The 26759-nt window shown below is 59.1% G+C and carries 21 protein-coding genes and 2 pseudogenes; 19 read left to right on the top strand and 4 right to left on the bottom strand.

Going from position 1 to position 26759, the window contains the following annotated elements; all coding sequences use genetic code 11:
* Positions 1-70 precede the first annotated feature (70 nt).
* Positions 71-1642 (bottom strand): PucR family transcriptional regulator, encoded by a 1572-nt coding sequence (locus U4Z31_RS32820; RefSeq protein WP_321812548.1) that lies wholly within the window; start codon positions 1640-1642, stop codon positions 71-73.
* A gap of 49 nt (positions 1643-1691) precedes the next feature.
* Complete coding sequence (locus U4Z31_RS32815) at positions 1692-2981, bottom strand: MFS transporter (protein WP_321812547.1); 1290 nt, start codon at positions 2979-2981, stop codon at positions 1692-1694.
* Between the two features lie 263 nt (positions 2982-3244).
* On the opposite strand from U4Z31_RS32815, the gene gabT reads away from it, so the two are divergent.
* The 5 genes from gabT (at position 3245) to U4Z31_RS32790 (ending at position 9018) form a co-directional block, all read left to right on the top strand.
* Positions 3245-4546 (top strand): 4-aminobutyrate--2-oxoglutarate transaminase, encoded by a 1302-nt coding sequence (gene gabT / locus U4Z31_RS32810; RefSeq protein ID WP_321812546.1) that lies wholly within the window; start codon positions 3245-3247, stop codon positions 4544-4546.
* 3 nt (positions 4547-4549) lie between these two features.
* Positions 4550-6007: an aldehyde dehydrogenase family protein gene (locus U4Z31_RS32805; RefSeq protein WP_321812545.1), complete on the top strand. Its 1458-nt coding sequence runs from the start codon at positions 4550-4552 to the stop codon at positions 6005-6007.
* Positions 6007-6345: a tRNA-binding protein gene (locus U4Z31_RS32800; protein ID WP_321812544.1), complete on the top strand. Its 339-nt coding sequence runs from the start codon at positions 6007-6009 to the stop codon at positions 6343-6345. The genes U4Z31_RS32805 and U4Z31_RS32800 overlap by 1 nt, the downstream gene beginning before the upstream one ends.
* 64 nt (positions 6346-6409) lie before the next feature.
* Complete coding sequence (locus tag U4Z31_RS32795; RefSeq protein ID WP_321812543.1) at positions 6410-8023, top strand: amidohydrolase family protein; 1614 nt, start codon at positions 6410-6412, stop codon at positions 8021-8023.
* A gap of 5 nt (positions 8024-8028) precedes the next feature.
* Positions 8029-9018, top strand: coding sequence for a GTP-binding protein (locus U4Z31_RS32790; protein ID WP_321812542.1), 990 nt, complete (start codon positions 8029-8031; stop codon positions 9016-9018).
* 144 nt (positions 9019-9162) lie between these two features.
* On the opposite strand, the gene U4Z31_RS32785 is transcribed toward U4Z31_RS32790, so the two are convergent.
* Positions 9163-10062: a DMT family transporter gene (locus U4Z31_RS32785; protein ID WP_321812541.1), complete on the bottom strand. Its 900-nt coding sequence runs from the start codon at positions 10060-10062 to the stop codon at positions 9163-9165.
* A 200-nt stretch (positions 10063-10262) separates the two neighbouring features.
* On the bottom strand, positions 10263-11243 hold the full coding sequence (locus U4Z31_RS32780; protein WP_321812540.1) for a LysR substrate-binding domain-containing protein: 981 nt from the start codon (positions 11241-11243) through the stop codon (positions 10263-10265).
* A 139-nt stretch (positions 11244-11382) separates the two neighbouring features.
* Here U4Z31_RS32780 and U4Z31_RS32775 point away from each other — a divergent pair, with 139 nt between their 5' ends.
* From U4Z31_RS32775 to U4Z31_RS32710, 14 genes and pseudogenes are all read left to right on the top strand, one after another.
* Complete coding sequence (locus tag U4Z31_RS32775; RefSeq protein WP_321812539.1) at positions 11383-12618, top strand: amidohydrolase family protein; 1236 nt, start codon at positions 11383-11385, stop codon at positions 12616-12618.
* Between the two features lie 34 nt (positions 12619-12652).
* Positions 12653-14017 (top strand): MFS transporter, encoded by a 1365-nt coding sequence (locus U4Z31_RS32770; protein ID WP_321812538.1) that lies wholly within the window; start codon positions 12653-12655, stop codon positions 14015-14017.
* Entirely contained in the window at positions 14014-14559 is a 546-nt protein-coding gene (locus U4Z31_RS32765) for a GAF domain-containing protein (protein WP_321812537.1), read from the top strand. The genes U4Z31_RS32770 and U4Z31_RS32765 overlap by 4 nt, the downstream gene beginning before the upstream one ends.
* 184 nt (positions 14560-14743) lie before the next feature.
* Positions 14744-15880 (top strand): porin, encoded by a 1137-nt coding sequence (locus U4Z31_RS32760; RefSeq protein ID WP_321812536.1) that lies wholly within the window; start codon positions 14744-14746, stop codon positions 15878-15880.
* A 551-nt stretch (positions 15881-16431) separates the two neighbouring features.
* Positions 16432-16716, top strand: coding sequence for a hypothetical protein (locus tag U4Z31_RS32755; protein WP_321812535.1), 285 nt, complete (start codon positions 16432-16434; stop codon positions 16714-16716).
* Between the two features lie 466 nt (positions 16717-17182).
* Positions 17183-17326 (top strand): annotated as a pseudogene (locus U4Z31_RS32750) (integrase core domain-containing protein); the annotation flags it as partial.
* 1013 nt (positions 17327-18339) lie between these two features.
* Complete coding sequence (locus U4Z31_RS32745) at positions 18340-19791, top strand: APC family permease (protein ID WP_321812534.1); 1452 nt, start codon at positions 18340-18342, stop codon at positions 19789-19791.
* A 210-nt stretch (positions 19792-20001) separates the two neighbouring features.
* Positions 20002-21141, top strand: coding sequence for an MFS transporter (locus U4Z31_RS32740; RefSeq protein WP_321812533.1), 1140 nt, complete (start codon positions 20002-20004; stop codon positions 21139-21141).
* 161 nt (positions 21142-21302) lie between these two features.
* Complete coding sequence (locus U4Z31_RS32735; protein ID WP_321812532.1) at positions 21303-22289, top strand: threonine/serine dehydratase; 987 nt, start codon at positions 21303-21305, stop codon at positions 22287-22289.
* Between the two features lie 51 nt (positions 22290-22340).
* Positions 22341-23408: a DUF4392 domain-containing protein gene (locus U4Z31_RS32730; RefSeq protein ID WP_321812531.1), complete on the top strand. Its 1068-nt coding sequence runs from the start codon at positions 22341-22343 to the stop codon at positions 23406-23408.
* The gene (locus tag U4Z31_RS32725; RefSeq protein ID WP_321812530.1) at positions 23405-23878 is read left to right on the top strand and encodes a RidA family protein; all 474 of its coding nucleotides are present in this window, start codon (positions 23405-23407) and stop codon (positions 23876-23878) included. Before U4Z31_RS32730 ends, U4Z31_RS32725 begins: the two co-directional genes overlap by 4 nt.
* A 72-nt stretch (positions 23879-23950) precedes the next feature.
* The gene (locus tag U4Z31_RS32720; RefSeq protein WP_321812529.1) at positions 23951-25267 is read left to right on the top strand and encodes an MFS transporter; all 1317 of its coding nucleotides are present in this window, start codon (positions 23951-23953) and stop codon (positions 25265-25267) included.
* Between the two features lie 80 nt (positions 25268-25347).
* Positions 25348-26241 carry a LysR family transcriptional regulator gene (locus U4Z31_RS32715; RefSeq protein ID WP_321812528.1) on the top strand — a complete coding sequence of 298 codons (894 nt, stop codon included), beginning with the start codon at positions 25348-25350 and terminating at the stop codon, positions 26239-26241.
* A 299-nt stretch (positions 26242-26540) separates the two neighbouring features.
* Positions 26541-26759 (top strand): annotated as a pseudogene (locus U4Z31_RS32710) (lipoyl synthase); the annotation flags it as partial.

Below are 26759 nucleotides of genomic sequence, written 5' to 3'. Positions count from 1 at the left end.
GTAGCCAGTCTTCCGTATTAAAGCGTCAGGTAGCCCTGAAATCTTCCTATATCAAATAGGAAAGCGAAGGCTATTCTTCGCGAAGTCGGTACAGCGCGATGGCGAACTGCAGCTTGAAGCGTGTCTGCGGATCTTCCAGCGACACGTTGAGTGCGCTTTCGATTCGTTCGACCCGGTACCGGAGCGTGCTGATGTGTATGCCGAGTGCCTTGGCAGTATTGGCGAGCTGGAAGCCCTCGTCCGAAAGCGTGCCTAAAGTCTCCAGCAACGATTCGCCGCGGCGCTTCTCCACCAGCGGCAACACGAGTCGTTCGACGAGCATGTCGCGTGCGTCTGCTTCTCCCATGAGCGCACGAGGAAACAGGATCTCATCGAAGTGATGGAGTCGACCTGGCCGTAGCGTGGGTACCAAGGCATCGACGTCTTTCGCACCGGTTGCCATTCCTTGCACGCCGCTATGCACGCGGCTCACGGCCATTGCTGCGCGCTTGTCCGTCACGGCGTCCCACAGCGTTTCCATGGATGTATCCGCCGGCAAGATGAATCGAATCTGATTCAGCCAGATTGCAAGCATCTCCGGCATGCCTTTCGCGCGCAGTTGACGCTTTATTGCGTCAACCCAGCGTTCGCGGCGCTCGAGTCCTTCGGTCGTCAGCGGTATCGGCTCGTCAATGAGCACGAGGCCAACGCGATATGGCGCGGCCTCGCTCCAGCCACAGACGCGAGCACGCTCGAGAGCACTTGCAGATGCGGTAAATTCGCCGTCAAGCAGGCTCGCGACGAGGGCATAGCCCAGACGATCTTCCTGTTGAGCCAGCTGCCGCTGGTGCATCATATGAAGCGCTGCGACAACGCTCGCGTGTTCGATGGCCCGTACGTCGAGCTCGTCGCTCCCGTTGTCAACGAGATCGAGCCAGATGAGTGCAACGACCGTGTCTTGAAGGCGTACGGCGTGACAGAGGCGTTGCACGAATCCGTCTGCCGCGGGAAACGGGATTTTCACCGGCCGGTTTGCCGGAACCCGATAGTGAGAATGCAGGTCGCTGCGAGTTGCATCAACGAACTGAGGCTCAAGTGCGGCGATGGCGTCAGCGTCGCTGATCGAGTTGCCGAGCATATGGCCAGCCTGGTCGGTGAACGCCACTGGGCGCCCCAGCAGATCGCTGAGTGCATGCGCAATATCGGACAGGCTTGTCGCCGAGACGGCTGCATTGGTGAGCGCTCGATGGAGCTGCTCCGAGCGCTCAATGAGCTCACCTTGGAAATTGATGATCTTGGCTAGGATCTCATGCGTGACATCGCTGAACTGGATCTCCCATGGAAGCTCCAGCAGTGGCAATCCGATGCGGTTTGCTTCTTCGATCGCTTCCGGCGGGAAATGCTCGCGGAAGTTCGGCACTGCCAGCACAACGCCGGCGAGTTCGATTGCGCTCAGGTCCCGGACGAGCTGGCGCGATGCATTTTCATCGGATGGCCAGTTATAGCCGGTCGAGAGCAGAAGCTCACCCGACTTCACCCAGTTCACGATGTCCGGGTGGTCGACCATGTGCACCCAGGTAATTTCTCGCTGCAAGTTCTGCCCGCCGGCAACGACCTTGGCGTCGCGGAGTACGGTTTCGCGAATGGCGGTATCGAGTTTCATCGCGGCTCCCCGGATGTGGCGCGGCGGGGTGCCGCGAGTTCGAGAACGGTCAGGTGGCCCGCGGCTGTCGGTAGCCGAAGATCACGCCAAGCAGGCTGAATCCCGCAGCGAACATCACGTAGAACGCAGGTGCCATTGCGGTTCCCGTCTTGCTGATCAGCCAGGTCAGGATCAGTGATGCAAATCCACCGAACGTCATCACCGCAAGGTTGTACGCGACGGACAGGCCGGTCGACAACACCTTGGTCGGGAATGTTTCGGCAAGCGCAGCGAGAATCGGGCCGGTATAGACTGCGATGAGCACGCCGAATACAGCCTGGAACACGCACAATGTGCCAAGCGATGGCGTTGTCACGATCATCGCAAACATCGGCCATGCGAGAACGAGCATGGCGGCAGATGCTGCGCCGAGCAGCCACTTTCGTCCGACAAGATCCGACCACCAGCCCGTGATGGGCGAGCACACGGTGATGACGCCACCACCCACCATTGCGGCGATAAACGATGCCGACGACGGCAGCTTCAGTACCTTGACTGAGAAAGTCGGCATGTAGAACAAGATCACGTAGATGCAGACGGTCCAGAGGACAACCATCGCGAAGCTGGCGAATGCTTGCCACGGATAGTCGCGCAGCACATCTGAGAGCGGCGTCTTCGATTTGTCGGTCGCGTTCAGGAACACCGGCGTTTCCTCGAGATTCCGCCGGATGAAGAAGCCGATCGGCCCGATCAGGAGGCCCGACAGGAACGGAATGCGCCAGCCCCAGCTTTCGACGTCCGCCGCCGACAGGCCCAGGGTGAGCCCGGTGCCGAAGCATGCGCCGAGCAGGACGGCAAAGCCGATACTCGTCTGAATCCAGCTCGAGTAGTACGCCTTCTTTCCGGGCGGCGCATGCTCGGTGAGGAAGGCAGTTGCGGTTCCCATCTCGCCACCTGCGGAGAACCCCTGCAGCAGCCGCGCGAGCACGATGAGGCAGGGGGCGGCGATACCGATCTGCGAATACGTCGGCGCAAGACCGATCAGTGCCGTACCTGCGCACATCAGCAAAATCGTGAGTGAAAGCGCAGCCTTGCGCCCTGCCCGGTCCGCATAGATCCCGAGCAGGATGCCGCCCAGCGGCCGAACGAGGAATCCCACACCAAACGTCGCGACCGACAGCATCAGCGACGTCAGGTCGTTTCCCGTCGGAAAAAAGAGCTTCGCGATGATAATCGCAAAGAAGCCATACACCATGAAATCGAACCACTCGAATCCGTTGCCAAGTACGGTGGCAACGATTGCGCGTCGCCGCGCCGATCGGTCCTCTTCGTAGGCCGCGGACATCTGCACGGTATTCATCTCCACCACTCCTGATTCGCATGATTGGCGACGGCACAAAGCCGGAGCACGGGTCAATGTTTCGTGCCCGTTCACAGTCATTGAACTCAGTCACAAATCGCATAACTACCCACAGGAGAGAGGAAGTCTGGAGGCTACAGTCGTATAAAAGATAGGATAAGGCGCGATAAAACGGAAGTGAGGCAGCTTTTTTCCTACTTTTAGTAGATGTTCGTCGACGTTCTGGCTTCCTACCATGAGTGCATTCCAAGGAGGTGAAGCTCATGAGCAGTCGAGAACTGAATGCGACCGGCGACCTGGCCGCAATGCGCCAATCGTATGTGGCACGCGGTGTCGCCACCGCACATCCCATTTTTGCCCGGCGTGCCGCCGGCGCGTACCTGTGGGACGAGGAGGGCCGGAAGTACCTGGATTTCGTCGGTGGCATCGGCGTGCTGAACATCGGTCACAACCATCCGGCTGTGGTGGCCGCAGTCCAGCAGCAACTGGAGTCGTTTTCCCACGTGTGTTTCCAGGTGGTCGGCTACGAGCCGTACGTTCGTCTCGCAGCGCGTTTGTCCGAGCTTGTGGCTCCCGGCCAAGGCTACAAGGCTGCATTCTTCACGACGGGGGCCGAAGCTGTCGAGAACGCCATCAAGATCGCCCGCGGGTACACGAACCGGTCCGGCGTCATTGCATTCCGCGGTGGCTTCCACGGCCGTACGCTGATGGGCATGTCGCTGACCGGCATGAGCGCGCCGTACAAGCAGAACTTCGGGCCGTTCGCGCCGGATATTTTCCACGCGCCGTATCCCAACGCATATCACGGCGTGTCGTCGGACGATGCGCTGGCGGCGCTCGAGCAGATCTTCTCGACGCAAATTGCCGCGGACCGTGTGGCGGCGATCATTCTCGAGCCGGTGCAGGGCGACGGCGGTTTCCTTGCGGCGCCAGCCGAATTCATGCAGGCACTGCGAGCACTGACGCAGAAGCACGGAATTGTGCTGATCGCTGACGAGATCCAGACCGGTTTCGGCCGCACCGGCCAGATGTTCGGCTTTCAGCATTCCGGCATCCAGCCGGATCTCGTTACGGTCGCAAAGAGCCTTGCGGGCGGACTGCCGATCTCGGGCGTCGTCGGGCGTGCCGAGATCGTCGATGCTCCGTCGCCTGGTGGCCTGGGCGGGACGTATGGCGGCAATCCGCTCGGTTGTGCAGCGGCGAATGCAGTACTCGATGTGTTCGAACGTGAGAACCTGCTCGAGCGCAGCCGGGAGATCGGAGCGCAACTGCGTGAAGGGCTTCTGGAAATCGCAGAGGTTCACGAAGAAATGGGTGAAGTGCGTCAGACGGGTGCAATGGTGGCGGTCGAGTTCGTGACCGACCGGCAGACGAAGGCGCCGGACGCCGCTCTCGTGCAGGGTGTTCTCGACGCGGCACGCGACGAGGGTCTGCTGATCATCAAGTGCGGTGTCGAGCGCAACGTGGTCCGTTTCCTCGCGCCGCTCACGACGTCGACTCAAGACGTCGCTGATGGGCTCGCCATGTTTGGCCGTGCGGTCGCCGCTGCGAAGCGTTCTGCCTGAGCCATGCGCGAAATGCACACCCGTGGGGTGATCCCCAGATGGCATGCGCGTCTCGCGGGTGTGCTCGATCAGGGGGCCGCAACCTTTCCGGTCACGAACCCTGCGACCGGACACGTCATTGCTCAGGTATCGGCGTGTCGACGTCAGCACGTACTCCTCGCACTCGAGGCGGCGTGTAGTGTCGAAAGTGACTTACGTGACGCGGATTCGAACAAGAAGGCTATGCTGCTCAGAACCTGGGCAGCAATGTTGGCTCAAGAGGCCGACCGCGTCGCGACGACCGTGACGATCGAGACCGGCAAGCCTATTAGCGAAGCTCGACGGGAAGTTCGTGCAGCGGTCCGCGTGATCGAGAGTTACGCAGGCAGCAGTAGCCAGTCGAAGGTATCGGCGGTCATTGAGTACCGCGACGAATGGCAGCTAAAACGGCAGTTGCGAGGTATTGGCCCGGTCGTTGCGATCACCAACTGGTGTCAGCCGGTACTCACTGTTGTACGTCGAGTTGCACCGGCGTTTGTTGCCGGGTGCCCCGTAATTCTGAAGCCGTCGTCACGTACGCCACTGAGCGCCTTGACGATTGCAAACCTGTGGAGTGATGCAGGTGCTCCTGAAGGAAGCCTGCAGGTGTTGACGACAGATGATCCGCTAGCGACCACTGATGTTTGTCTGGCCGATCCGCGCGTTGCGATGGTGTCGTTTACCGGTAGCCGGGACGTTGGCCTGCATTTGGCGCGTATGTGTGCAGATGTTCGCCGAGACGCATTCCTCGAAGTTGACGGGCAAATGCCGTTCATTGTGTTGGCCGATGCGGATGTTGAACGCGCCGCGGACGCAGTCATCGAGGTCACGTTCATGCGCAATTCCGGACAGGACTGCACGAGCTCGAATCGTGTCTATGTGGACCAGCGCATCGCGAGTCAGTTCGTGAGTGCCGTAGCAGCGCGTGCATCCGAATTGCGACACGGAGATCCATTGGACGAACATACCGAGGTTGGTCCCTTGATCGATAGCTTGACGCTTACGATCATTGAGGAGCAGATCGAAGATTCCGTAGCGGATGGCGCAGTTGTCGTTGCTGGCGGGAAGCGCCTTGGCGGTCTGTACTTCGCTCCTACTGTCCTCGATCGCGTGCGGCCCGGCATGCGCGTCGTCGAAGACGCACATGCCGGACCTCTTCTACCCGTATTGAGATTCACCGACGGTGATGAGCTGATCGAGATGACGTCATCTGGCCGAAAGGGGCGATGTGCGTGGATTTGGACGCGTGATGACGGCATCGCGCATCGCTTGGCCGCCAAGATGGGCTATCAGGATGTCTGGATCAACGACGTGGGCGAAACATACCCCGACAGATCGGAGGCTCGTATTGCATGGGGTGATCTGGGGGAAGCCGCACGCTATCTAAGGTCGGTAACGATTGCTTCGAGCGCTTGTGAAATCGAAGCGAAGCGAGAAAAATGATGAGTGAAATCTCTGCCTATGAGGCGTTCAACCAGGTCGACATGCGCGTCGGCAAGGTGGTTCGCGTCGAAATCAACGAGGAAGCCAAGAAGCCCGCGTACAAGATCTGGATAGATTTGGGCGAGCTGGGTGAACGTACGACGAGCGCGCAATATACGGCGCTGTATCAGCCTGAGCAACTCGTCGGGAAATCGGTCGTTTGTGCGGTCAATCTCGGCACACGGCGGATTGCAGGTTTCAAGTCGGAAGTGCTGATGCTCGGTGTTCAGCAGATTGAAGGTGCAGTCGTTTACCTGACGACCGAGCGGGATGTCGCACCGGGCACGAAAGTGTTCTGATGCCGTGTCGGTGTGGTGATGTTTGCCGTGCCACATCGCACGTAAAAGTGGGCTGGGAGACAACATGATGAATTCCTCCAATCCCCAGATCGAGGTGGGCGAGGAGATGGTGGCGGGCTTTGGCCGGAAAGGGCTGGGGCAACTTCAGCCATCGACAACACGAAACCGTGGGGACGGGCCGTTTGAGCGCCTCGTGCTACGCGGCGCAACCATCATTGATGGCACCGGGGCCCCCCCGTGGGGGCCGGCGGACGTTGTTATCGAGGGCGATCGAATCGCTGCAATTGTCGCCGTCGGCGTGCCTGGTTTGCCGATCAACGACACGCGACGGCCGGCAGCCGGTGAGCCGGAGATTGATTGCACCGGCAAATTCATTACGCCGGGTTTCGTCGACAGCCATGCGCACATCGGAACGCCATTTCACGCAGAAAACGGCGAGATGATGCCGGCCGACTATATCTACAAGTTGTGGCTGGCGCATGGCGTGACCTCAGTCCGAGAAGCGGGTTGCATGAACGGATTGGCGTGGACGTCCGAACAGCGTGACGCGGCAGAATCGCATCGAATTGCTGCGCCGCGTTTGCATCCATACGTCTATTTCCCTGCAGTCAACGATTACCTGAAGACGATCTACCGTCCGGAAGAAGGGCGCGAGTGGCTTCGAAAGGTGCGAGACAAGGGGGCGGAGGGGGTGAAGTTCTTCGGAGCACCGCCAGCGATCATGCAGGCCGCGCTCGACGAATGCATGAAGCTCGGTCTGCGAACCTGCTGCCACCACGCGCAACTGTCAGTGGGGCGGATGAATGCGCTGAGAACGGCGCGATGGGGGTTGACTAGCACCGAGCATTCTTACGGTCTTCCCGAGGCTCTATTCGATGGCCGCACGTTGCAAGGATTCGGCGATGAGTACAACTACAACGACGAGTACCTCCGCTTCGCAACGGCCGGCCAGACGTTCTTGCAAGCAGCGCGTCCTGGCAGTCAAAAATGGAACGATGTGTTGGCGGCATTCCTTGACGTGGGTCATACGTTTGTACCGACGATGAATGTCTATGACACCAATCGAGACCTCATGCGTGCTCGTCGAGCGGAATGGCATGATGCTTATACGGATAGCACGACGTGGAAGTATTTCCAGCCGCAGCGCGGCGGGCATGGTGCGTACTTCTACCGATGGTCGGTCAAGAACGAGCTCGAGTGGCGTGAGAGCTTCCGTATCTGGATGGCGTTCCTGAACGACTACAAGAACCTTGGCGGTCGTGTATGCGTCGGTAGCGACTCGGGATTCATGTTCCAGATTTACGGTTTCGGCTTCGTTCGAGAGCTCGAGTTGCTGCAGGAAGCAGGTTTTTCACCTCTGGAAGTGCTGCGTGCCGCGACTTTGCATGGAGCGGAACTGCTTGGCATCGACGACGACACCGGGACGCTCGAAGTCGGACGGCGTGCCGATTTGCTTGTACACGACCAGAACCCTCTGTCGGACTTCAAGCTCCTATTCGGGACTGGGGCGCTACGGCTGAACGACGAGTATCGCAAGGTGGAGCAACAGCGAGCGCTTCGATACACGATCAAGGGCGGTATGGTGTTCGATGTCGCCGAGTTGCTTGCGGATGTCCGTGAGATGGTTGCCGAAACCTGGCCATCTGGCGAAGGTCCGTTCACAGTCCCGGCAGTGTGAAGGCTATGAGCGCGTCGACCCAGTTGGTGATTCTGGCCGGAATGCTTGGTAGCGGTAAAACCTCGCTTATCGAGGCTCTTCTTGCCGGCGAAACGATCGACGTGGCAACGGCGGTGATCGTCAACGAGGTCGGTGCGGTCAACATCGATGGAGCCATACTTTCTCAATCGGCACGTGGTGCAACGCTGGCGACGCTGAGCAACGGCTGCGTTTGTTGCTCATTGAGCGATGACCTCGTGACGACGATCGATGATTTGGTATCTACCCAGAAGCAGGCGTCGCTCCCACCGTTCGAACGCATAGTGCTCGAATGTAGCGGCCTGTCGAAACCAGGGCAGATTGTTCTTGCGCTCAGTCAGCTGGCGGCGTTAAGGCTGCGCGTCCATATCGTCGTGACCTACGATTGCACTCGTCCTCCTGGGGAATTTGACGATTCCAACGACGCAATTGCACAGATTGGTGCGGCACACACGATCGTCCTGACCAAGATCGACTTGGTTGATCCCCACGCCCGATTACTCGCTGCGGATACGGCAAGAGCGTTGAATCCTCTTGCACGAATCGTCAACGAGCTTTCCTTCTCGGACCGTGCGCAGCAGTCGTTCCGACATCTGGACGATCTGACAGGCACTGAGCCACTTCTCGTAGACAAGAGGGCGATAAGACCACGCGTCCTTCTGCATGAGCGTGTGCGAGTGTATCGTGCTCGGATCGCGTCACGGCCAGACTGGCATGATGTGCTCGACTGGCTCGAGAATGTTGCCGGAACAATGGGCGAGCGGCTGTTGAGAATGAAGGCGATCGTCCCGGGGAGCGCGCCTATGCAGCAGGTCCTATTGCAGAGTGTCGGCACGACCTTTGCAGCGCCACGTCAACTCTCGTCGACCGATGCATACGAGAATGCGGTGATCTTTATCGTCCGAGACTTTGCGTTAGATGAAGCAGAGGAAATCGAGTCTGCCTTTCCGGTTGAATGGAGCGTATTGCAGCACTAGTGTGACGCCTGACATTACCAACGTCACTCGGCCTGATTTGCGCAGCCGCAAGAGGATGCGGCCGCGTGCTTGGGACCATGACATCGCGCCTATCCAGCTGGCCCACGCAGATGCGGAGCGGTACCAAGCGGGTTGTGAGCTCCGTCAATCCGATCGTGCCTTCCCTGTACTCATCCCGGATGCCGTTGTCGCAAGCCTCGGTTTATTTCGACCGGTCGTAGCGATGGAAACGGTGACTAGTGCGGCGCCCATCCATGTCATTGTTGTAATCGGCTGGCCTTGCTGTCCGCACAGAACAATAGTGGACAGGACTGGAGTCAGATAGCTGAGCATTGCCACCTTGCTGGGATCACAACGCTTCATCCCGTAGTCCCAAAGATAGAATGCGCTTCCCATTGGTCCGAGGCCCAGGTAGGCCAGTGAAGCCGTCTGTTGCAGAGAAAGAACTGGCCATTGGCCCTGCACGGCGAAGAGGCCGAGGCTCGCGACACCCGCGACCAGGCAGAACAAGCCTACTGAATGGCTCGAAACCGATTCGTATCGGGGGCCAAGCAGTGAATATCCCGCCCAGGCAAAGGCGGACAGCAGGGCCAGCCCATATGCGATGGTTAGCGATACGGCTCCTGGCGCTGCCGCTGAGTTTGCCGATTGATGCACACCGGCAAGGCAGGCGAGTATGGCGCCGCCAAATCCGATCAGCACGCCAAAAAGACGACGCATCGTTGGTGTGCCAGCTTGCCGAGATGTAGGGGTAAATACCACGATGAGCAGTGGCCAGAGATAGTGAATCAGACTCACGCCGACCGGCTCGCCGAGCTGCAAAGCGTAGAAATACAGCGCGTGGTAGCCAAACATCGAGGCCGTTCCAAGCAGTGCCAGACTGAATGGCATGCGCCATTGCCGCGACCACGGCAGACCGATGAGGCCGCCAATCGTCAACGCGATACCGTTCACTAGCAGCGTCGGGATGTTGTGAAGCGATGCGACGCTCGCGGCCAAAGTACTCCACATCAGAACGGTGATCACGACGCCAAAGAGAGCCATATGTTTCTCCGGAAATCTACGAACTCTGGCACGTTGCCTGAATGAAATCTTCGGAGCTGTAGTAGGAGAAAACGATGAAAATATCGTAGGGAATATTGGCCGTCAGAACGTGACGTTTGTCCGAGAATCAAAACATTGGGTGAATCGGCAACAGTTGCTAGTAACGATGACAACGCCGTGTGCGATAACGCCCGCGGGAGCTACGAGCTTCCGTTTTGGTGCTGCTGACAATAGCGACACTGCTGCATTTCCATTCGTTCCTCCTCAGTGACAGTGCGCTGGGCTGGATCGATGTGGCGGCACTCGTGGTGCAGCCACTCACCAAATCGCCGATAACTCTTCATGTTGCTGTGCAAGTTGGGCGCACACAGGTAGTACCCGAGGGGACTCTCAAAGCGCTGACCAAACGGCTCGATCAACCGCCCACTCGCCAACGCGTCCGTCACCAAACACGAGGGAACCAGCGCAACACCGAACCCCGCAATGGCGGCCTGGATGATCAAGGTGAAGAGACTGAACCCCGGCCCGATACGGGCGCTCTTGTGCTCGTCGGCGTGAGCGATAAACCAGTCTTCCCACGCCGACGGAATCTCGTTGTGCTGCAGCAGGGTGCAGTCTTTCAGATCAATGAAGTGCTTGATGGCATGTCGGTCCCGATAGGCTGGCGAACACACCACACTGGTTTCCTTGCCGATCAGATAGGTCGCCTCTGCGATCGTCCAGTCTCCGTAACCGTACTGAATCGATGCGTCGTGGTCAGGACTTGTCTCCATGTTGTCGACGAAGTGATAACGCACGAAGTTGATTGTGATGTCCGGGTTGAGCGACCGGAAAACCTCGAGTCTACAGAGCAGCCAGTTGGCCGCGAAGGTGGGAGCCACCGACAAATTCAGCAAATGGGTATGCCGTGCGGTGGACATCACTTGCGTCGTGGCGCCTTCCAATGTCTGTAGGGCCGGTCGGACCTGCTTGAGATAGTTCTCGCCGATATGGGTAAGCGCCAGGCCATTTCGGGACCGGATGAATAGCTGATGCCCAAGGTAATCCTCGAGCTCAGCGATATGTCTGCTGATAGCACTTTGCGTCACGAACAACTCTTTCGCTGCCATCGAAAAGGACAGGTGTCGGGCCGAGACGATGAAGGCATTCAGCTCAGAAATGGTGGGGCAACGTCTGCGCATGGTTTGTATGAGTAGTACTCATGGAGGTAGAACAATTTGGCGGAGACCTGGCCGAGAAACATGCAGACGCATATTTTTGCCGTCGCTACTCTCTGGTGCGTTACGACAACGATGACAGCCTACTGTGCATCAGACAATTATGAGACCGACCATCATCAGAAATGCCAGGATTCTCGATACGAGGAATCTTGAGCTGCATTTTACTCATGCCGTCCTGATCCAGGACGGCATCATCCAGAAAATAAGTGGTGCTGATCTAGCGTGCGAAGGGGCGCAGGAAATCGACGCCAAGGGAATGGTCTTGATGCCTGGCCTGATCGATTGCCACGTGCACGTGATGGCTTCGTCCTTCAATTTGGGCGCAGTCGCTCGCATGCCGAACGCGCTCGCACTGCTTCGGTCACTCCCGATTATGAAGGGCATGCTGGATCGCGGCTTCACCGCAGTGCGCGACGCTGGTGGGGCTGACTGGGCATTGGCCGAGGCCGTAAGAACGAGGCAGATAGTCGGACCACGCCTCTTCTGCGCAGGCAAGGCTTTGTCGCAAACCGGCGGGCATGGTGACTTTCGTGCGCGCAATGACATCCTCGAAGACCCATGCGCGTGTGCTCACAAGATCGGCAACATTGCTCGCGTTGTGGATGGCGTCGATGCGTGTCGCCTTGCGGTCCGCGAGGAGATCCTGAAGGGCGCGTCGCAGATCAAGGTGATGGCATCCGGCGGAGTGGCATCGCCGAATGATCCGATCAACAACATGGGTTTTTCCGAAGCTGAACTATGTGCCATCGTGGAAGAGGCAAGTAACGCCAACACGTATGTCATGGCGCATGCGTATACGCCCAAGGCGATTACGCGCGCGATTCAGTGCGGCGTGCGCACCATCGAGCACGGCAACCTGGTGGACGAACCTACAGCCCAACTGATGAAGGAAAAAGGCGCCTACATGGTGCCCACGCTTATCACGTACGAAGGGCTGGCGAACGATGGCGAGAAGTACGGCCTGCCGCCCGAGTCTGCGCGCAAGATAGCCGCGGTACGAACCAATGGTCTGGAGGCATTGGCGCTTCTGGACAAGGTCGGGGTGAAGATGGGCTACGGCTCCGACCTTTTGGGCGAAACGCACTATATGCAGTCCGAAGAGCTACTGCTTCGCGCCAAGGTCCTGGGCAACGCCAAGACGATCCAGCAGGCGACGCTGATAAGCGCCGAGATTCTGAATCACACGGGCTTGTTGGGTGAGGTCGCAGAGCAGGCCTATGCCGATCTACTGCTCATCGATGGAAATCCGCTCGATGACATCGCGTTGCTGACCCGGCACGACACTGCTATCAAGCTTGTCATGCAGGACGGCGTAGTCCACAAGAACGGCCTCTGATAGGCATCCCATCCATCGTACTTGAGAACAATTCATGTCCTACACCGTGTCGGAGCGCCTGGAGCGTTTGCCGTTCAGCCGCTTTCACTTCAAACTTCTCATCACCGGCGGCCTGGGGCTGGCTTTTGAAGCGCTGGACGCTGGCATCATCGCGTTCATCTTGCCATCCCTTCGCGCAAAATGGGTCCTGACGGGTGGCCAGGCTGGTTGGATCGCCAGTAGCACCTATGTCGGATTCCTGGTCGGCGCGTTGTTGTCCGGATTGCTCGGTGACCGCTTCGGCCGCAAGGTGGTAATGATGTGGTCGCTGGTGCTGTTTTGCGTCGCAACCTTCGCCAACGCATTCGCGACGAATTTCCACGAGTTCTACATCCTTCGCATGATCGCGGGTGTCGGCATGGGAGCCGAGGGTGCGATCATTGCACCGTATTTGGCCGAGTTCGTCAGCAGTCGCTATCGCGGCCGCTTCACCGGCGCGCTAGCGGGGTTCTTCTCGTTCGGCTTTGTACTTTCCGCACTTCTGGGCTATCTCGTCGTGCCGACGGGCCCCAATGGTTGGCGCTATCTTATGATCATCGCGGCGCTACCGGTGGTATTCCTGCTGTGGATGCGCCGTGCACTCTTCGAATCACCGCGCTGGCTCGAAGAGGTCGGCCGTCATGGGGAAGCAGCAAGGGTGTGCGATGCCATTGAGGCTCAAGTGAAAGGTGACTCGGGCCAACCGTTGCCGGTACCCGAAAGAAGTCCGAACCGAGCAATCCCGTCTGCCGCCAACGCGCATGCCAATTTCTTTGGTCGGCTGGCCGTGCTGTTCAAGCCGCAGTACCGTACCACCACGATCGTGGTCTGGGCGCTCTGGATTGCCGTCATTTTCTGTTACTACGCCTTCCTGGTCTGGATACCCAGCCTTCTGGTGGCCAAAGGTATTACCGTCACCAAGAGTTTCTCGTTCACCATCCTGATCTATCTGGCACAGATTCCCGGCTACTACTCCGCGGCCTACCTGAATGACAGAATCGGTCGGAAGTACACCATTCTGGCCTACATGCTCGTGGCATGTCTGGCTGCGCTGGGACTGCCGTTCGCCGCGGGCGATACGGAGATCGTCCTCTACAGCATGCTGCTGTCCTTCGGAATGAATGGTGTGATCGCCGGCCAGTACACCTATACGGCCGAGATTTATCCGACCTCGATTCGCGCTACCGGCATGGGCACCGCTTCGGCTCTTGCTCGCATCGGTTCGATTGCGTCACCCACCATCGTCGGCGCGGCCTATCCGGTACTGGGCTTCGGTGGAGTCTTCGTACTGATCACCGCCGTGCTCTTCGTCGGTGGGCTGGGCATTCTGTTCTTCGGCAAAAACACCCAAGGCTTGATCCTGGAGGGCATCAACGAATGACGCACGAGCACACGTTCGAGTACTTCGCACAGGTTGCGGATGAGCTTGGTCGCACCGCAAGTGCCGAGGTGCAGTGGTCCTTGATTTCAAGGCTAGCGGAATCCGTCTTTGGCTATAGCTTGCTGACTGGCTTGGTGTACTTGCCGGAGCCGAGGCTGATGCGCCGCATCTTCTCGACGGACGAAGCGGTTAGTCCGGTGGGGGGCTTCAAAAGCACGGGTAAGGGGCCCTGGTCGGCGCGCGTATTGGACCAAGGGTTACCCTACATCGGCAGCAACGAGAACGATATTCATGCCGTATTTTCTGAGGCGGAACTGCTGATCAGCCAGGGCCTGCATTCCGTGCTCAATCTTCCCATTTGGTGCGCAGGTAGTGTGATCGGATCACTCAATCTCCTGCATCACCGGAATGCTTACGATCATGTCGAAGAGCGACTGATACAACTTGTGTCGTGCATTTGCACGCCGACGTTTCTCTTGTTGAGAGAGGCGGAGAAGGAAGCGGCATCGTCGGTTGACATTTCGAAGCTGGACAGCGTTTAGATTGCTCACGCTTCTGAACGTCGATGAAGAAGGTAGTTGAATCGTTTTCGATTTGACTGAATCGTTCGATAAATTAAGTAAAACTAAATAAATATTTTGTGAATGCGCTTCATATCATCGATGTCCATGTGGACGCGATCGAGGTGGCGCAAACGTAAATCCACATTACAGGTTAGGATCATCAATGAAAAAGGCATGTCTTGCAGCGATGTTCATGTCGGCGGCAGCGGGAACCCATGCGCAGAGCTCGGTTACGTTGTATGGGACGGTGGACGATGGTGTTACCTACACCAATAATCAGGGTGGCCACAGCAATATTCAAGCATCGAATGGCGCACTCGGAAGCAGCAAATGGGGCTTCCTGATCAAGGAAGACCTCGGCGGCGGGTACAGCGCGCTTGCACGCCTGGAGAATGGCTTCGACATCAACAAGGGGACGCTGAACAACGGTGGCCGCCTGTTCGGGCGGCAGGCATACGTCGGCTTAGGGTCGCCGTTCGGTACGGTGACGATGGGGCGTCAGTATGACCTGGTCCTCGATTCTTTGATTGGTCTGTCTGCGTCGAGCCGCTTTGGCGGCATCCTTGCGGCGCATGCCGCGGATGTCGACAATGTATGGGGTGATTATTCGCTGAGCAATTCGGTCAAATATGTCTCGCCGAACTATGCGGGATTCAAGGTTTCGGCGTTGTTCAGTTTCGGGGGCGTCGCCGGTGATTTCTCGAACGGGAAGAAGGAGTCCGTCAGTCTCAGTTACTCTGACAACGCGCTCAGCGCGGCGGCTGTCTTCTCGCGCATCGACAATCCCGCTACCTCTATCTATGATGCGTCCGCGGCACCGGTCGCCGGAGGTGCCTTCATCAATCCGATCACCAATCCGATATTCAGCGGATACACGTCCGCGCGAGCCTTGCAGGTCGCTGGCGCCGGCATCAACTATCGGCTTGGGCAAGCGCTAGTCGGTTTCACATATACGAACACTCGGTTCGAGAACGTGGTGCGCACGTCGTCGACGCCATTCTCGGGAACCGCGACGTTCAACAATTTCGAAGCACTCGCTACCTACAATCTAACGCCCGCCTTCATGCTCGGAGCGTCCTATGACTATACGAAGGCTGAGTCGGCGAAGTACCTGCAACTCAACGTGGGTGCCTTGTACAACCTTTCCAAGCGAACGCTGCTCTACGCGACGACGTCGTGGGAGCGCGCAACGGGTATCGATTCCACTGGAAAGGCAGCCGTTGCTGCGCTGACTTTCCTGACGCCATCGTCGACGGGCAATCAAGTGGCCCTTCGCGTGGGTGTGCGGCATAACTTTTGATAGAAGGGCAATAAGAAACCATTGCTATCGGCGCCCATCGCGAGATGGCGGCATGCAACGATACCGATGGGATTGCAGCACCGCCGTCGCGCTCACGGCAGGCGTGACGGCGGTGCCGATGAGTTGGCTAAAATCTCCGTAGCGGATGGTTTCGCTACGAGGGATTGGCCAGGCTCCGGCATGCACATTCCTTGATTCGTCGAGTAAGAAGTAGTCGTGCGATCACGCGCGCCGGGCCGATGTCGCTAGTTTTGGGAAATGCCGCTTTGGGGTCCAAATGATAATGGAAGATCGTCCGTTCTTGGCCGTTTGCGAGCCTTGCCCCGAATCCAGATCCAAACTTGCGACGAGGGTTCGATTCCCGTCGCCCACCCCAAGCCGGATTGGGCCACGCGTTCGATTCTCAAGGCCATAGCCCGGCTGCGACGAGCAACTCGGACGTGCGACACGCCAGAGTGCCCACGACTTTCACTAGGTTCAGAGGCGCGACGTTTGCTGGCGCATGTGCACGGTTTGGGCAGGGGGCGGATGGTGTAACCGGATACGGTACGATGTGCTTTGTGCTGGCCGTGCGCTGCCGGGAGATTTACATGCTTGATGTGCGTATTCTGGAAACCGCTGGACCTGCCGATGTCGATAGGTTTTTTGAGTCGTTTGAACGCGAGATCGAAGGCGCAGGCGACGAAGCCGCGCGCCATCACCTGAATGCGGGACAACCGATCTACGTGGGGGATGACGCTTTCCCAGGGCGCGTTATTCGCCAGTATCCCGACGGCCGCCGCGAGTTGATGAAGCTCGACGAGCGTGACGTGCTGGTGGTGGACCGCGTACTGTGAGATCGCAGGTTTGGGTGATGGCCGGTCAGAATGGCTCGGGCAAGACCGCTTTCATGCGAAAGCTCGTCGCCGGGAAGCTTCCTGTCAACAGCCCTGACGACATCGCTGAGCAAGAGGGCGTTGGTGCAGTTAGCGCCGGCAGACTGGCGATTCAGCGTCGGCGAACTCTCCTGGAGGCGGAGGAGGGCGTCGCGTTGGAACGCCCTCGTCGGGACGTCACGAACTCGAGCTGATGCCCTAGGCCACTGCGCGAGGCGCCAAAGTCAATTTGGTATTTGTCCGGTTTGGTACGCCGGATCTGTCGCTTGGCTCGGTTGCGTAGCACTTGTTCGACGGCGGTCACAACTCCCCACTGCCGATGTGAGGCGCTGCTACGGCCGAAGCAGGATCAACCTGCCCAAGGCGATGTAGCCAGCCGACCGCGCATTCCTGATCGACAACACCTGGTTAGGCGTCGTCTGATTTCGCCAGGGAGCAGATTGAACGATGGCGGGTCGAATACAACGAGAGTCGGCCTCACAGGGCTCTCGGTGAAGTGCCGCCTGCCGAATACGTCCGTCAGTTGGGCCTGCAGGCCCAACTGACGGACCAACAGGACGCCGAAGACTAACATTGCCTTTGGCACTGAAAACCGGGACCGTTCAACGCGTTCGATACGGCTACCGAACCATTCGAAGACGCGCCGGTGGCAGGCCAGCCGTCTCGACCGTTTGATCCAGCGCGAGCTCTCCATACTGGTGCCGCGACCAGCACAGCGTCATAACGAAGAACCATGTCTTGAGCAGAACCCCGGACTTATGCGTGAGCACGGGACCACGCCGAGGTCGGCCTGTGCGGCCTCAGCCGGCGCGAACTCAAGGATCGTCGTCGCGCTCGCGCCGCGCTCGACTTTCAGGTGCAGCAGAAAGCGCCGCACTGCCGAATAGCTGCCCGTATAGCCGTGACTGCTCCGAAGCGCGTTGAAGATCGTCGTGGCCTGAACGTCGGCGTCAAACCAGCCGCGCACCAAATCGCGAAACGGTTCAATCGTGGATCGTGTCCTAACTGTGCCCGGCCGGACATCGCATGGCCTCGCAGCCGAGCTGTGACACCGCTCGCGTTGTACCCGAGGCGCGTGAAGGCTACCTGCCGAGGTGCTTGCAGATACGACAACCCGCATCATTCCCGAGCCGGAAGTTCAACAACCACTTACCAGAACTCTGTCGGCGCCCGCCCGACGGTGCCAGCAAGTGCGTCGGAATCTAAGCTGAAATTACATAGCGGATGTCTCGCCACTGATCAATTTCTCCGATCAGTCCAAATCGCGAATTGCAATTGGACCTCTTCAATTTGGAGGTGGACGATCGTTTCACTTGCCGTGCACAAAAGGCGTCTTGAAGCGAAATCGTGAGACAAATGTAGCGAAATAAGCCGACAAATACCAGTCGCCGCTGCATTGCCATCCTCGATGGATCTTACCGAAGCCGCTTCTGACGTGCCGCAAGATCCCTGCAACGAATCCCGCAAGAAATTGTATGCGTGACGAGTCGACAGGCAAGCGTGCTTGCACGAGCGAACGAAAATTTTCAGGTGTTTTCGTGCGACGAAGATTCACATAACGACGGAGGTGGGACGGAGATGGAGATGAACATGCAAGAGATTCGCATAAGTGAATCTGCTCCCAAAAAGTTGTCGGGAAACATGGGGCCGATCGGCCTGGCACTGATGGTGCTCGCATTCTCGGCACCTTTGACCACCGTGTCCGGTTACATTCCGTTCGCGTTGATGTTCGGAGGGGTAAGCAGCCCCTTCCTGTTCGTCGTTGTGACGATCGTTCTTCTGTTCTTTTCCGTCGGTTACGTAACGCTCAACAACATCGTCAAGCGCCCGGGCGACTTCTATGCGTTCGTGAGTTTCGGCATCGGGAAGTCGACTGGTCTCGGGTCGGGCATCCTCGCGGCAGTATCGTACTTTTTGCTACTGGCCGGGGTCACGTCGTTCTTCGGCGTGTCCTGCTCCGATCTTCTTCATGAAACGACTGGCGCCACGCTCCCGTGGTATGTCCCCACGATCGCGTGCTGGATGGCCTGCGGGATCCTTAGTTACCTGCATGTCGAGTTGTCGGCGAAGGTCCTGACGTGGATCATGCTGCTCGAGATCGCGGTGTGTCTTGTCTTTTCGTTCTTCGTGCTGGCGAAGGGTGGGGCGGCGGATCTCTCGGCGACCGCGCCGTTTGCGCCAAGCCAATTGTCGAAGAGCGCGAGTGTGCCGTTCTCGGTGCTGTTCATCGTCGGCTTCTTCATGGGATTCGAGGCGACTGCGCTGTTCCGGGACGAAGTCCGGATGCCTGACCGGACGATTCCGGTAGCCACTTATGGTGCGGTCATCTTCATCGGCGTTGTCTACACGATTTGTGCGTACGCACTGATCATGGCCTATGGGTCGCATGTCCAGGACATCGCTACCAAGACACCTGCCGCAATGTTTCCCGACGCATTCTCGAAATTCGTTAGCGGTCGTCTCCATGTCGTGATCTCGCTGCTGGTACTGACGTCGGCATTCGCATCGGCGCTGTCCACCCAGAACGTCTTGGCGCGCTACATGCATAACCTCGGCACCGACGGCGCGCTGCCGCGATTCCTCGGCAAGGTTCATCCGAGGCATGAGTCGCCCTATCTCGCGTCGATCACGGTTTCAGTGATGGTGCTTTGCGTGCTGATCCCCTTCATTGTGATGGGGGCCAAGCCTGATCTGCTCTACGGGCAACTCTCCGGAGTAGGTACGTCGGGGATCGTCGTCCTGATGGCCATCGTCAGCATCTCGTCGTTGGTGTGGTACGGCCGGAGCGGCAGGCACCAGGGTGTCAGCTTTTTCAAGTCGGCGGTCGCACCCGCGATTTCCTCTGTGTTCTTCATCGCGCTCGTCGTGCTGATTGCCCAACACTTCGATGTTCTGGCTGGCGGCGATCCGGGGCAGTACGTGTGGATGTTCTACTGCCTCATCGGGGTGCTGCTCGTGGGCATCGCACTGGCTCAATATTTCAAGTATCTGCGCCCGGAGACCTTCGAAAGACTTGGTCGCAGCCACAAGGACTAAATCGTTGAACGACCAGGGCGGAGATGTTCCGCCTCATCCTGGGTCGTTTCTCCTTTGATCCCGAGCAATTTTCGGGATCTTTTTTATTTTCCGGCTCGTCGTTCTCGGTGCGTCGGGCTGTCTGTAACAGCCGATGCAGAAACGTCACAACGGGCTCCTCCACATCCGTTCACCCACAAGACGTCCGATTTATCGGACGAATCCCAAACCATGGTCGTTGAGACTACAAGCGAAAACAATAAGCGGGCTGCAACACGCGCATCGTTCTTTCTCGCCGGAATCAGCGTCGCGACGTGGGCGCCGCTGGTGCCGTACGCGAAAGCGCGGCTTGACGTCGACGAAGCGAAATTCGGCTTCCTGCTGCTCTTCCTGGGAATCGGTGCCGTCGGGTGCATGCCGCTCTGTCAGCGCGCGGTCGAACGATACGGTTGCCGCAAGGTCATCAGCGCCGGTGCCGCGATGATTTGCGCGTCGCTTCCGCTCCTGGCGATGCTATCCGGCATGCCGGCGATGGCGGTCACGCTGTTGATCTTCGGCGCCGGGCTGGGATTCGTCGATGTCGCGATGAACATCCAGGCCACGCTCATCGAGCGGCAAAGCGGCGAGCAACTGATGTCCGGTTTTCATGGCCTGTTCAGCGTCGGCGGAATCGCGGGCTCGCTGGTTGGCGGTTCGCTGTTGTCGGCCGGAGCGAATCCGCTTGGCGTAGCGGGTGCCATGGTTGTCGTCATCGCCGTGCTCATGTTTCGCTACGCGCGATATCTGGAGCCGGCAGGACCCGGCGAGCGCAGGGCCTCGGTGTTGATCCTGCCGCAGGGGATCGTGGTCCTGATGGGAGCCATTGCGATCGGATGCTTTCTCGTCGAAGGTGCGATGCTCGACTGGAGCGCACTGTTCCTGACATCCGTGAAGACCTATCCGCAAGATCGCGCAGGCTTCGGCTATACCGCGTTCGCGATGACGATGGCGATCGGTCGACTCTTCGGCGACATGTTGATTACCCGTTTCGGTTCGCGCCCGGTGATTGTATCGGGCGGGATCCTCGGCGCGGTCGGGATGTCGATCGCGATCGCTTCGCCATCGGGCACGGGCGCGATCATCGGGTTTGCCGTGTGCGGGGCCGGGTGCGCGAACATCGTACCCATCCTGTTTGCTGCTGCCGGGCGGCAAACGGCAATGGATCCTTCTGCCGCAATTTCGTCGATCACGACATTGGGCTATGGCGGCAATCTGGTCGGACCGGCAATTGTCGGCTTCTTTGCGCATGCGATCGGTTTGCATCTTGCATTTGCGTTGCTCGCCGGACTGCTTCTGCTCGCTGCGTTCGGCGGCCGGAAGATCGAGTCGTGACGTGCGCACCCCGGATGAGTCGGGGGCGCACGCGATCGAACGTTCGGCGTGCGTCACCGATCGATTACGAATATCGATCAATGAGCATTTTTGTTCTTCATTGGATTGAATCGGTCGCGGTTGATGTAATGCGCTGACGTCTTTCACCGTGAGCGAATGCCATGACCGATCTCTCATCCGGCGATTTCTTGGTCGCCGACATCGAAGCAGCCTATGTACGTATCCTTCCGTTCGTCGTACGAACGCCTTTGCTCGAGAGCGAGGCGCTCAACCGCGCGGCAGGAGCCCGTGTGCTCGTCAAGGCGGAAAGCCTTCAGAAGACGGGTTCCTTCAAGTTCCGGGGCGCATGCAATCGCGTGCTGCAAATTCCGGCTGCACTGCGGCCGCGAGGCGTCGTCGCTTTCTCGTCTGGAAATCATGCGCTGGCGATCTCGGCGGTTTGCGCGCGATTCGGCATGCCGGCCACCATCATCATGCCGTCGGATGCACCCAAGGCAAAAATCGAAGGTGCACGGGCCTATGGTGCAACCGTGCGTCTGTATGACCGACAAACGGATGACCGGGAAGCAATCGGACGGGACATTGCCGAGCGCACCGGCGCAGTGACCGTTCCCCCCTATGACGATCGTCAGGTGATGGCCGGCCAGGGCACCGTCGGCCTCGAGATTGTGCAGCAAGCGCAGGCCATCTCCGTGGTACCGGATGTGGTTCTTGCGGCTGCTAGCGGCGGCGGCCTGGTCGCCGGGGTCGCGACGGCGATCAACGCGTACTGCCGGCACGCGCGTCTCTATGCTGTTGAGCCGAAGGGGTTCGACGATCACGCACGATCGCTTGCAAAGGGGGAGCAGGTCGCCAATGCCGCGGGCGCCAGGTCTATCTGCGATTCGCTGCAGGTCGCCTCTCCCGGCAAGCTTACGTTTCCGATCAACAAGAGGCTGCTGGCCGGGAGTCTCGTCGTCGACGATGACGAGGTGCGTCGGGCTATGCGCGTGGCGTTCGAGACGCTGAAACTCGTCGTGGAACCCGGCGGTGCAGTGCCGCTCGCGGCGGTACTTGCCGGGAAGCTCGACGTTGCCGGAAAGAATGTCGTGCTGGTGCTGAGCGGCGGTAACGTGGACCACGATGTCTTCGTCAGTGCATTGACCTGACCGTCCAACATTCATCTACCCAGAGCGCATTTCTGCCAGGAGGCAATTGCCATGCTGCAACAAGACAGCAAACAGTATCAACGCGTCGCGCGCACGATTGACGGATTCATGACGCTCGACTATACGGGCGTCGGGCTCATCGGAAACATCTACGAGGCGCTGCAGAAGCGGCAGCCGGGCTTTGCATGCATGGGCGCGGCCGAACGAATCGTCGAGGCGGTGCGGCGACAAGGCGGTCCGGTGCTCATCGCCACGGGATTCCCGGAGGGTGGCGGTGCACCCGAAACCGATGGTCCGGTGGGCGCCGCGCTGATGGCGCGCGCCTTCTTCCTGGGCCTTGGGGTGCCGACCGTCATCGTGATCGACGAGGGCTGGGAGGAGATGATGGTGCAGACCTGCCGCGGCGCAGGGCTGGCGCCGATGCCGTTCCCGGACAACGGTGTGGTGAAAGGGATCGAGTACCTGCGGCCCATCTACATCCGGACCGTCCCCAAGGACAAGGAAGGCAGTCATCGCGTTTCGGACGACCTGCTCGAGCGTACCCGGCCCAGCGTGATGATTTCGATCGAGCGCCCCGGTTGCAATGCGCTGGGGCTCTACCACGGCCTTGGCGGCCGCCCGCTCGACGGACTCGTCGCCGACCTCGATTACCTGTTTTATCAGGGCAAGGAGCGCGGCATTCTGCATATCGGCGTGGGCGATGGGGGTAACGAACTCGGCATGGGTGTGATTGCGGCAGATCTGCCCGCTTTTTCGCCGAAGGCCGCGTCGACCGGCGTTGTCGGTCGGGGAGGCGTTGCGGCGGTCAACGCGGCGGATCACCTCGTCGTCGCGAACGTGTCGAACTGGGGCGCGACTGGAATCATCGCGGCGCTTTCGGCGTTGCTGGAGAACCCTGTCGTGTTTCATGATCCCGAACTCGAGATCCGCTGCATCGAATGCTGCGTCAATTCGGGCGGTGTGGACGGCATGTTCATGGCGCCAGAGCCAGCCGTGGATGGCATCAGCGCGGTCGAATGGGAGGGGTTGCTTCGTACGCTGCGCGCGAGTGTTCGACGCACGTTGGGCGACTCGATCAACTGGCAGGGGGAGCGCGGCGACTGGAGGCAGTTGAAATGACGGAACAGACCACGATCGATGCGCGTCTCGCCGAACTGGGCCTCGAACTGCCGCCGGCGAGCGTGCCGCGCGGCAGTTATCTGCCTGCGGTGCGGTCCGGAAACTACCTTCAGATAGCGGGCCAGGGGCCACGTCTGGGCGGTGAACTTCTATATGCAGGCAAGGTTGGCACCGACCTCAGCGTGGAAGACGGGCAGCGCGCAGCTCAGCTCTGTGCACTGAATATCCTGAGCCACATCGGACGAATGCTGGAGGGCGATTTTTCGCGCGTCGTTCGCATCATTCGCGTGGCTGGCGTCGTGCAGTGCAGCGCCGATTTTATTGAACACGCGAAGGTGCTGAATGGTGCTTCGGACCTGCTCTTTGCCGTTCTCGGTGAAGCGGGGCGGCACGCTCGTATCGCGACCGGTGCCAATTCCTTGCCGTCCGGCATGGCCGTGGAAGTAGAGGCGACCGTAGAAATATCCTGACGCCCGCACGTGCGGATTGCCAAGCGTACGCCGATCAAGATCGGTACGAAATCTGAAGGGAGAGACGTGAGCATGCAATACGATTCAGCAGCCGGGCCGGTCCGTGACGGCGCGCATTCTGAGGGTACGTACCGGTCGGTCGCCTTTCGGATCATGCCGTTCCTGATGTTGTGCTACGTCACGGCATATCTCGATCGCATCAACATCGGCTTCGCGAAGCTGCGGATGCTGTCGGATCTCGGGCTGACGGACGCGGCGTACGGGCTGGGGGCCGGCCTGTTCTTCATCGGCTATTTCATGTTCGAGGTGCCGAGCAATGTGCTGATGGCGAAGATCGGTGCGAAAAGGACCATCTCGCGAATCATGATTCTCTGGGCGCTGATTTCGGCGGCCTTTGCGTTTGTTTCGACGCCAGCCCAGTTCTATGTGCTTCGCTTCCTGCTGGGGGTGGCCGAGGCCGGCTTTTATCCCGGCATCATTCTGTACCTCACATACTGGTTTCCGTCCGCGCGCCGCGCGAAGATGGTGGCGCTCTTTGTCGGGGCGGTGCCCTTGTCCGGCATGATCGGGGCGCCGGTATCCGGTGCGATCATGTCGGCGTTCGAGGGCGCGCATGGACTGGCGGGATGGCAATGGCTTTTCGTCATCGAGGCGATACCGTCGTTTGTGCTCGGGCTACTGACGCTCGTATTCCTCGACGACGGCCCGGCGTCCGCTCGCTGGTTGCCGGATCGAGACAGACGCTTGATCGAGCGCGAGCTGGAAGCGGATCGTCGAGCGATAGACGGACAGGGCGCCGGGATGAACCTGCGGCAGACGATGACGAACCGAAAGGTCTGGCACATGATGCTCATCTGCTTCTGCTCGGCAATTTGTTCGTACGGCGTTTCGTTCTGGTTGCCGACGCTGGTCGCGCAGCTTGCGCCAGGCGACGTCCTGCGTATCGGGCTCTACACGTCGTTGCCGTTCAGTGCGGCGTTCGTCGGGATGTATCTGATCGGTCGAAGCTCCGATAAACTTCGCGAACGCCGCTGGCATCTCGTCGTGCCGTTTTTGTGCGTGATTGCGGGGCTCGTCGCCAGTGTATTCACGCGGGGCGCGCCGGCCATTGCATTGGCGGCGTTGTGTGTCGCAGCCCTGGGTGCATACAGTACGACGTCGATGCTGTTTTCGATTCCGGGACTGTTCCTGACCGGGATCGGCATGGCTGCCGGTGTCGCCTTCATCAACTGTGTCGGCGGGTTGGGCGGGTTCGTCTGCCCCTATGTCGTAGGCGTCGTCAAGGACATGACCGGGAGCACCGATTACGGCGTTTTCTTCATTTCGTTGATGGCCGCAATCGGCGTGGTGCTGACGCTGAGCCTTCCGAAGCAGCTCGTCAATCGCTGAGGTCGATTGCCGCTGACACCTGTTGCGTCTGAACGATTGCGGGTTGGCAATTTTCTTCATGTTCGACGTGAACAGAGCAGATGATCAATCTGAAAAGTCTGGAAACCTTCTACTGGGTCGCAACGCTCAACAGCTTTCATAAGGCGGCGACCAAGCTGCATACGACGCAATCCGCGGTGTCGCACCGGATTTCCGGCCTGGAGGACGCTCTGGGCGTGCTGCTGTTCGAGCGCTCGGCTCGCACCATCCGGTTGACACCCCGTGGCCGAACGCTGCTGGAATACGCGGAGCGGTTCCTGGCGCTCGAGTCCGAACTGATTTCGGCGATTGCGAGCCCTCAGACGCTGTCCGGCGTGGTTCGTCTGGGTGTCGCAGAAACGATCGTTCATATGTGGCTCACCGAGTTCATCGAGCGTGTGCATCGCGAACATTCGGGTATCGTCATCGACATCGTGGTCGACATCACTCCGGCGCTTCGCGATGCGCTCAAGTCCGGTGAGATCGACATGGCGTTTTTGCTAGCTGGGCCGGTGGTGGATCCCGATTTCGTCGAAGTGCCGCTGTGCAGATATCCAGTCGACTTCCTTGTGTCCCCTGATCTCGATGTCGGCGACAAACCATTGACGCCGGAGACCCTGGCGCGTTTCCCGATCATCACACTGCCGAAGCGGACTCATCCGTACATCACGCTGAGGGACGCCATTGCGACGCGGGACAAGCCTTCCCCACGCATCTTCGCGAACTGGTCCCTGTCGACGATCGTGAAGATGGCGGTCGACAGGATCGGCATCGCCGTGATGCCAGGCGCAGTCGCGCGGCACGAAATCCAGGCAGGCGCACTCGTCGTCAAGGAATCAACATTCACGCTGGATGATTTCGTATTCAGCGCGGCATACGCCCGCGGGCTCGACGTACGTATCTACGAAATCCTGACGGGGTTGGCTCTCGACGCGGCCGCGTCGACGCACGGGTAGACACGTGTTTTAACGTTCGCCAGCACGCAGCGATTAACGGGGTTGCATCAGCGCAAACGCCGTCGCCTGACGAAGTTCGGAAATTTTTATCATCCTTTGGGTGGACGAGGGACGCGCGCGTCATTTCTAGAATGAAATCAATAGCCGGCACACGCGATATGACCATCCGGCTTGACGCGATTCGTACGTTGCGAGCTCTTCGATGAGGTTTTAGTGAAGTGCCGCATGGCGATCATTTCGACCGACAAATTGGCTGTTGACCACCGGCTTTCGCAAGAGAGCCGGACAGGAGGGCGCAAATGACCGATGCGAGCGAGAAGAGGGTGGCCTTGACGAGCGCGGCGGGGCGCTACGACGCTTCGGAAAAGCAGAAGTCACAGGCTAAAACGGCGCGCATCCCGATTAAGATCGTCCCGATCGAGCCGCTTCGCAAGCCGCAGTGGATCCGTGCCAAAGTCGCGACGCCGAACACGCGCTTTTTCGAAATCAAGACGATCCTGCGCGAGCACAACCTGCAC

Origin of the sequence: Burkholderia sp. BCC1985 (assembly GCF_905339915.1) — a bacterium.
In the GTDB taxonomy this organism is placed as follows: domain Bacteria; phylum Pseudomonadota; class Gammaproteobacteria; order Burkholderiales; family Burkholderiaceae; genus Burkholderia.
This window is presented reverse-complemented; position numbering and strand designations above follow the sequence as displayed.

Bases quoted from the DNA above. Each gene is read 5' to 3' on its own strand.
- U4Z31_RS32760 (WP_321812536.1), top strand. From the start codon at position 14,744: ATGAAAAAGGCATGTCTTGCAGCGATGTTCATGTCGGCGGCAGCGGGA.
- U4Z31_RS32800 (WP_321812544.1), top strand. From the start codon at position 6,007: ATGAGTGAAATCTCTGCCTATGAGGCGTTCAACCAGGTCGACATGCGC.
- gabT (WP_321812546.1), top strand. From the start codon at position 3,245: ATGAGCAGTCGAGAACTGAATGCGACCGGCGACCTGGCCGCAATGCGC.
- U4Z31_RS32815 (WP_321812547.1), bottom strand. From the start codon at position 2,981: ATGAATACCGTGCAGATGTCCGCGGCCTACGAAGAGGACCGATCGGCG.
- U4Z31_RS32725 (WP_321812530.1), top strand. From the start codon at position 23,405: ATGACGGAACAGACCACGATCGATGCGCGTCTCGCCGAACTGGGCCTC.
- U4Z31_RS32770 (WP_321812538.1), top strand. From the start codon at position 12,653: ATGTCCTACACCGTGTCGGAGCGCCTGGAGCGTTTGCCGTTCAGCCGC.
- U4Z31_RS32720 (WP_321812529.1), top strand. From the start codon at position 23,951: ATGCAATACGATTCAGCAGCCGGGCCGGTCCGTGACGGCGCGCATTCT.
- U4Z31_RS32820 (WP_321812548.1), bottom strand. From the start codon at position 1,642: ATGAAACTCGATACCGCCATTCGCGAAACCGTACTCCGCGACGCCAAG.
- U4Z31_RS32775 (WP_321812539.1), top strand. From the start codon at position 11,383: ATGAGACCGACCATCATCAGAAATGCCAGGATTCTCGATACGAGGAAT.
- U4Z31_RS32790 (WP_321812542.1), top strand. From the start codon at position 8,029: ATGAGCGCGTCGACCCAGTTGGTGATTCTGGCCGGAATGCTTGGTAGC.
- U4Z31_RS32765 (WP_321812537.1), top strand. From the start codon at position 14,014: ATGACGCACGAGCACACGTTCGAGTACTTCGCACAGGTTGCGGATGAG.
- U4Z31_RS32745 (WP_321812534.1), top strand. From the start codon at position 18,340: ATGAACATGCAAGAGATTCGCATAAGTGAATCTGCTCCCAAAAAGTTG.
- U4Z31_RS32740 (WP_321812533.1), top strand. From the start codon at position 20,002: ATGGTCGTTGAGACTACAAGCGAAAACAATAAGCGGGCTGCAACACGC.
- U4Z31_RS32780 (WP_321812540.1), bottom strand. From the start codon at position 11,243: ATGCGCAGACGTTGCCCCACCATTTCTGAGCTGAATGCCTTCATCGTC.
- U4Z31_RS32730 (WP_321812531.1), top strand. From the start codon at position 22,341: ATGCTGCAACAAGACAGCAAACAGTATCAACGCGTCGCGCGCACGATT.
- U4Z31_RS32805 (WP_321812545.1), top strand. From the start codon at position 4,550: ATGCGCGAAATGCACACCCGTGGGGTGATCCCCAGATGGCATGCGCGT.
- U4Z31_RS32735 (WP_321812532.1), top strand. From the start codon at position 21,303: ATGACCGATCTCTCATCCGGCGATTTCTTGGTCGCCGACATCGAAGCA.
- U4Z31_RS32715 (WP_321812528.1), top strand. From the start codon at position 25,348: ATGATCAATCTGAAAAGTCTGGAAACCTTCTACTGGGTCGCAACGCTC.
- U4Z31_RS32795 (WP_321812543.1), top strand. From the start codon at position 6,410: ATGATGAATTCCTCCAATCCCCAGATCGAGGTGGGCGAGGAGATGGTG.
- U4Z31_RS32755 (WP_321812535.1), top strand. From the start codon at position 16,432: ATGTGCTTTGTGCTGGCCGTGCGCTGCCGGGAGATTTACATGCTTGAT.
- U4Z31_RS32785 (WP_321812541.1), bottom strand. From the start codon at position 10,062: ATGGCTCTCTTTGGCGTCGTGATCACCGTTCTGATGTGGAGTACTTTG.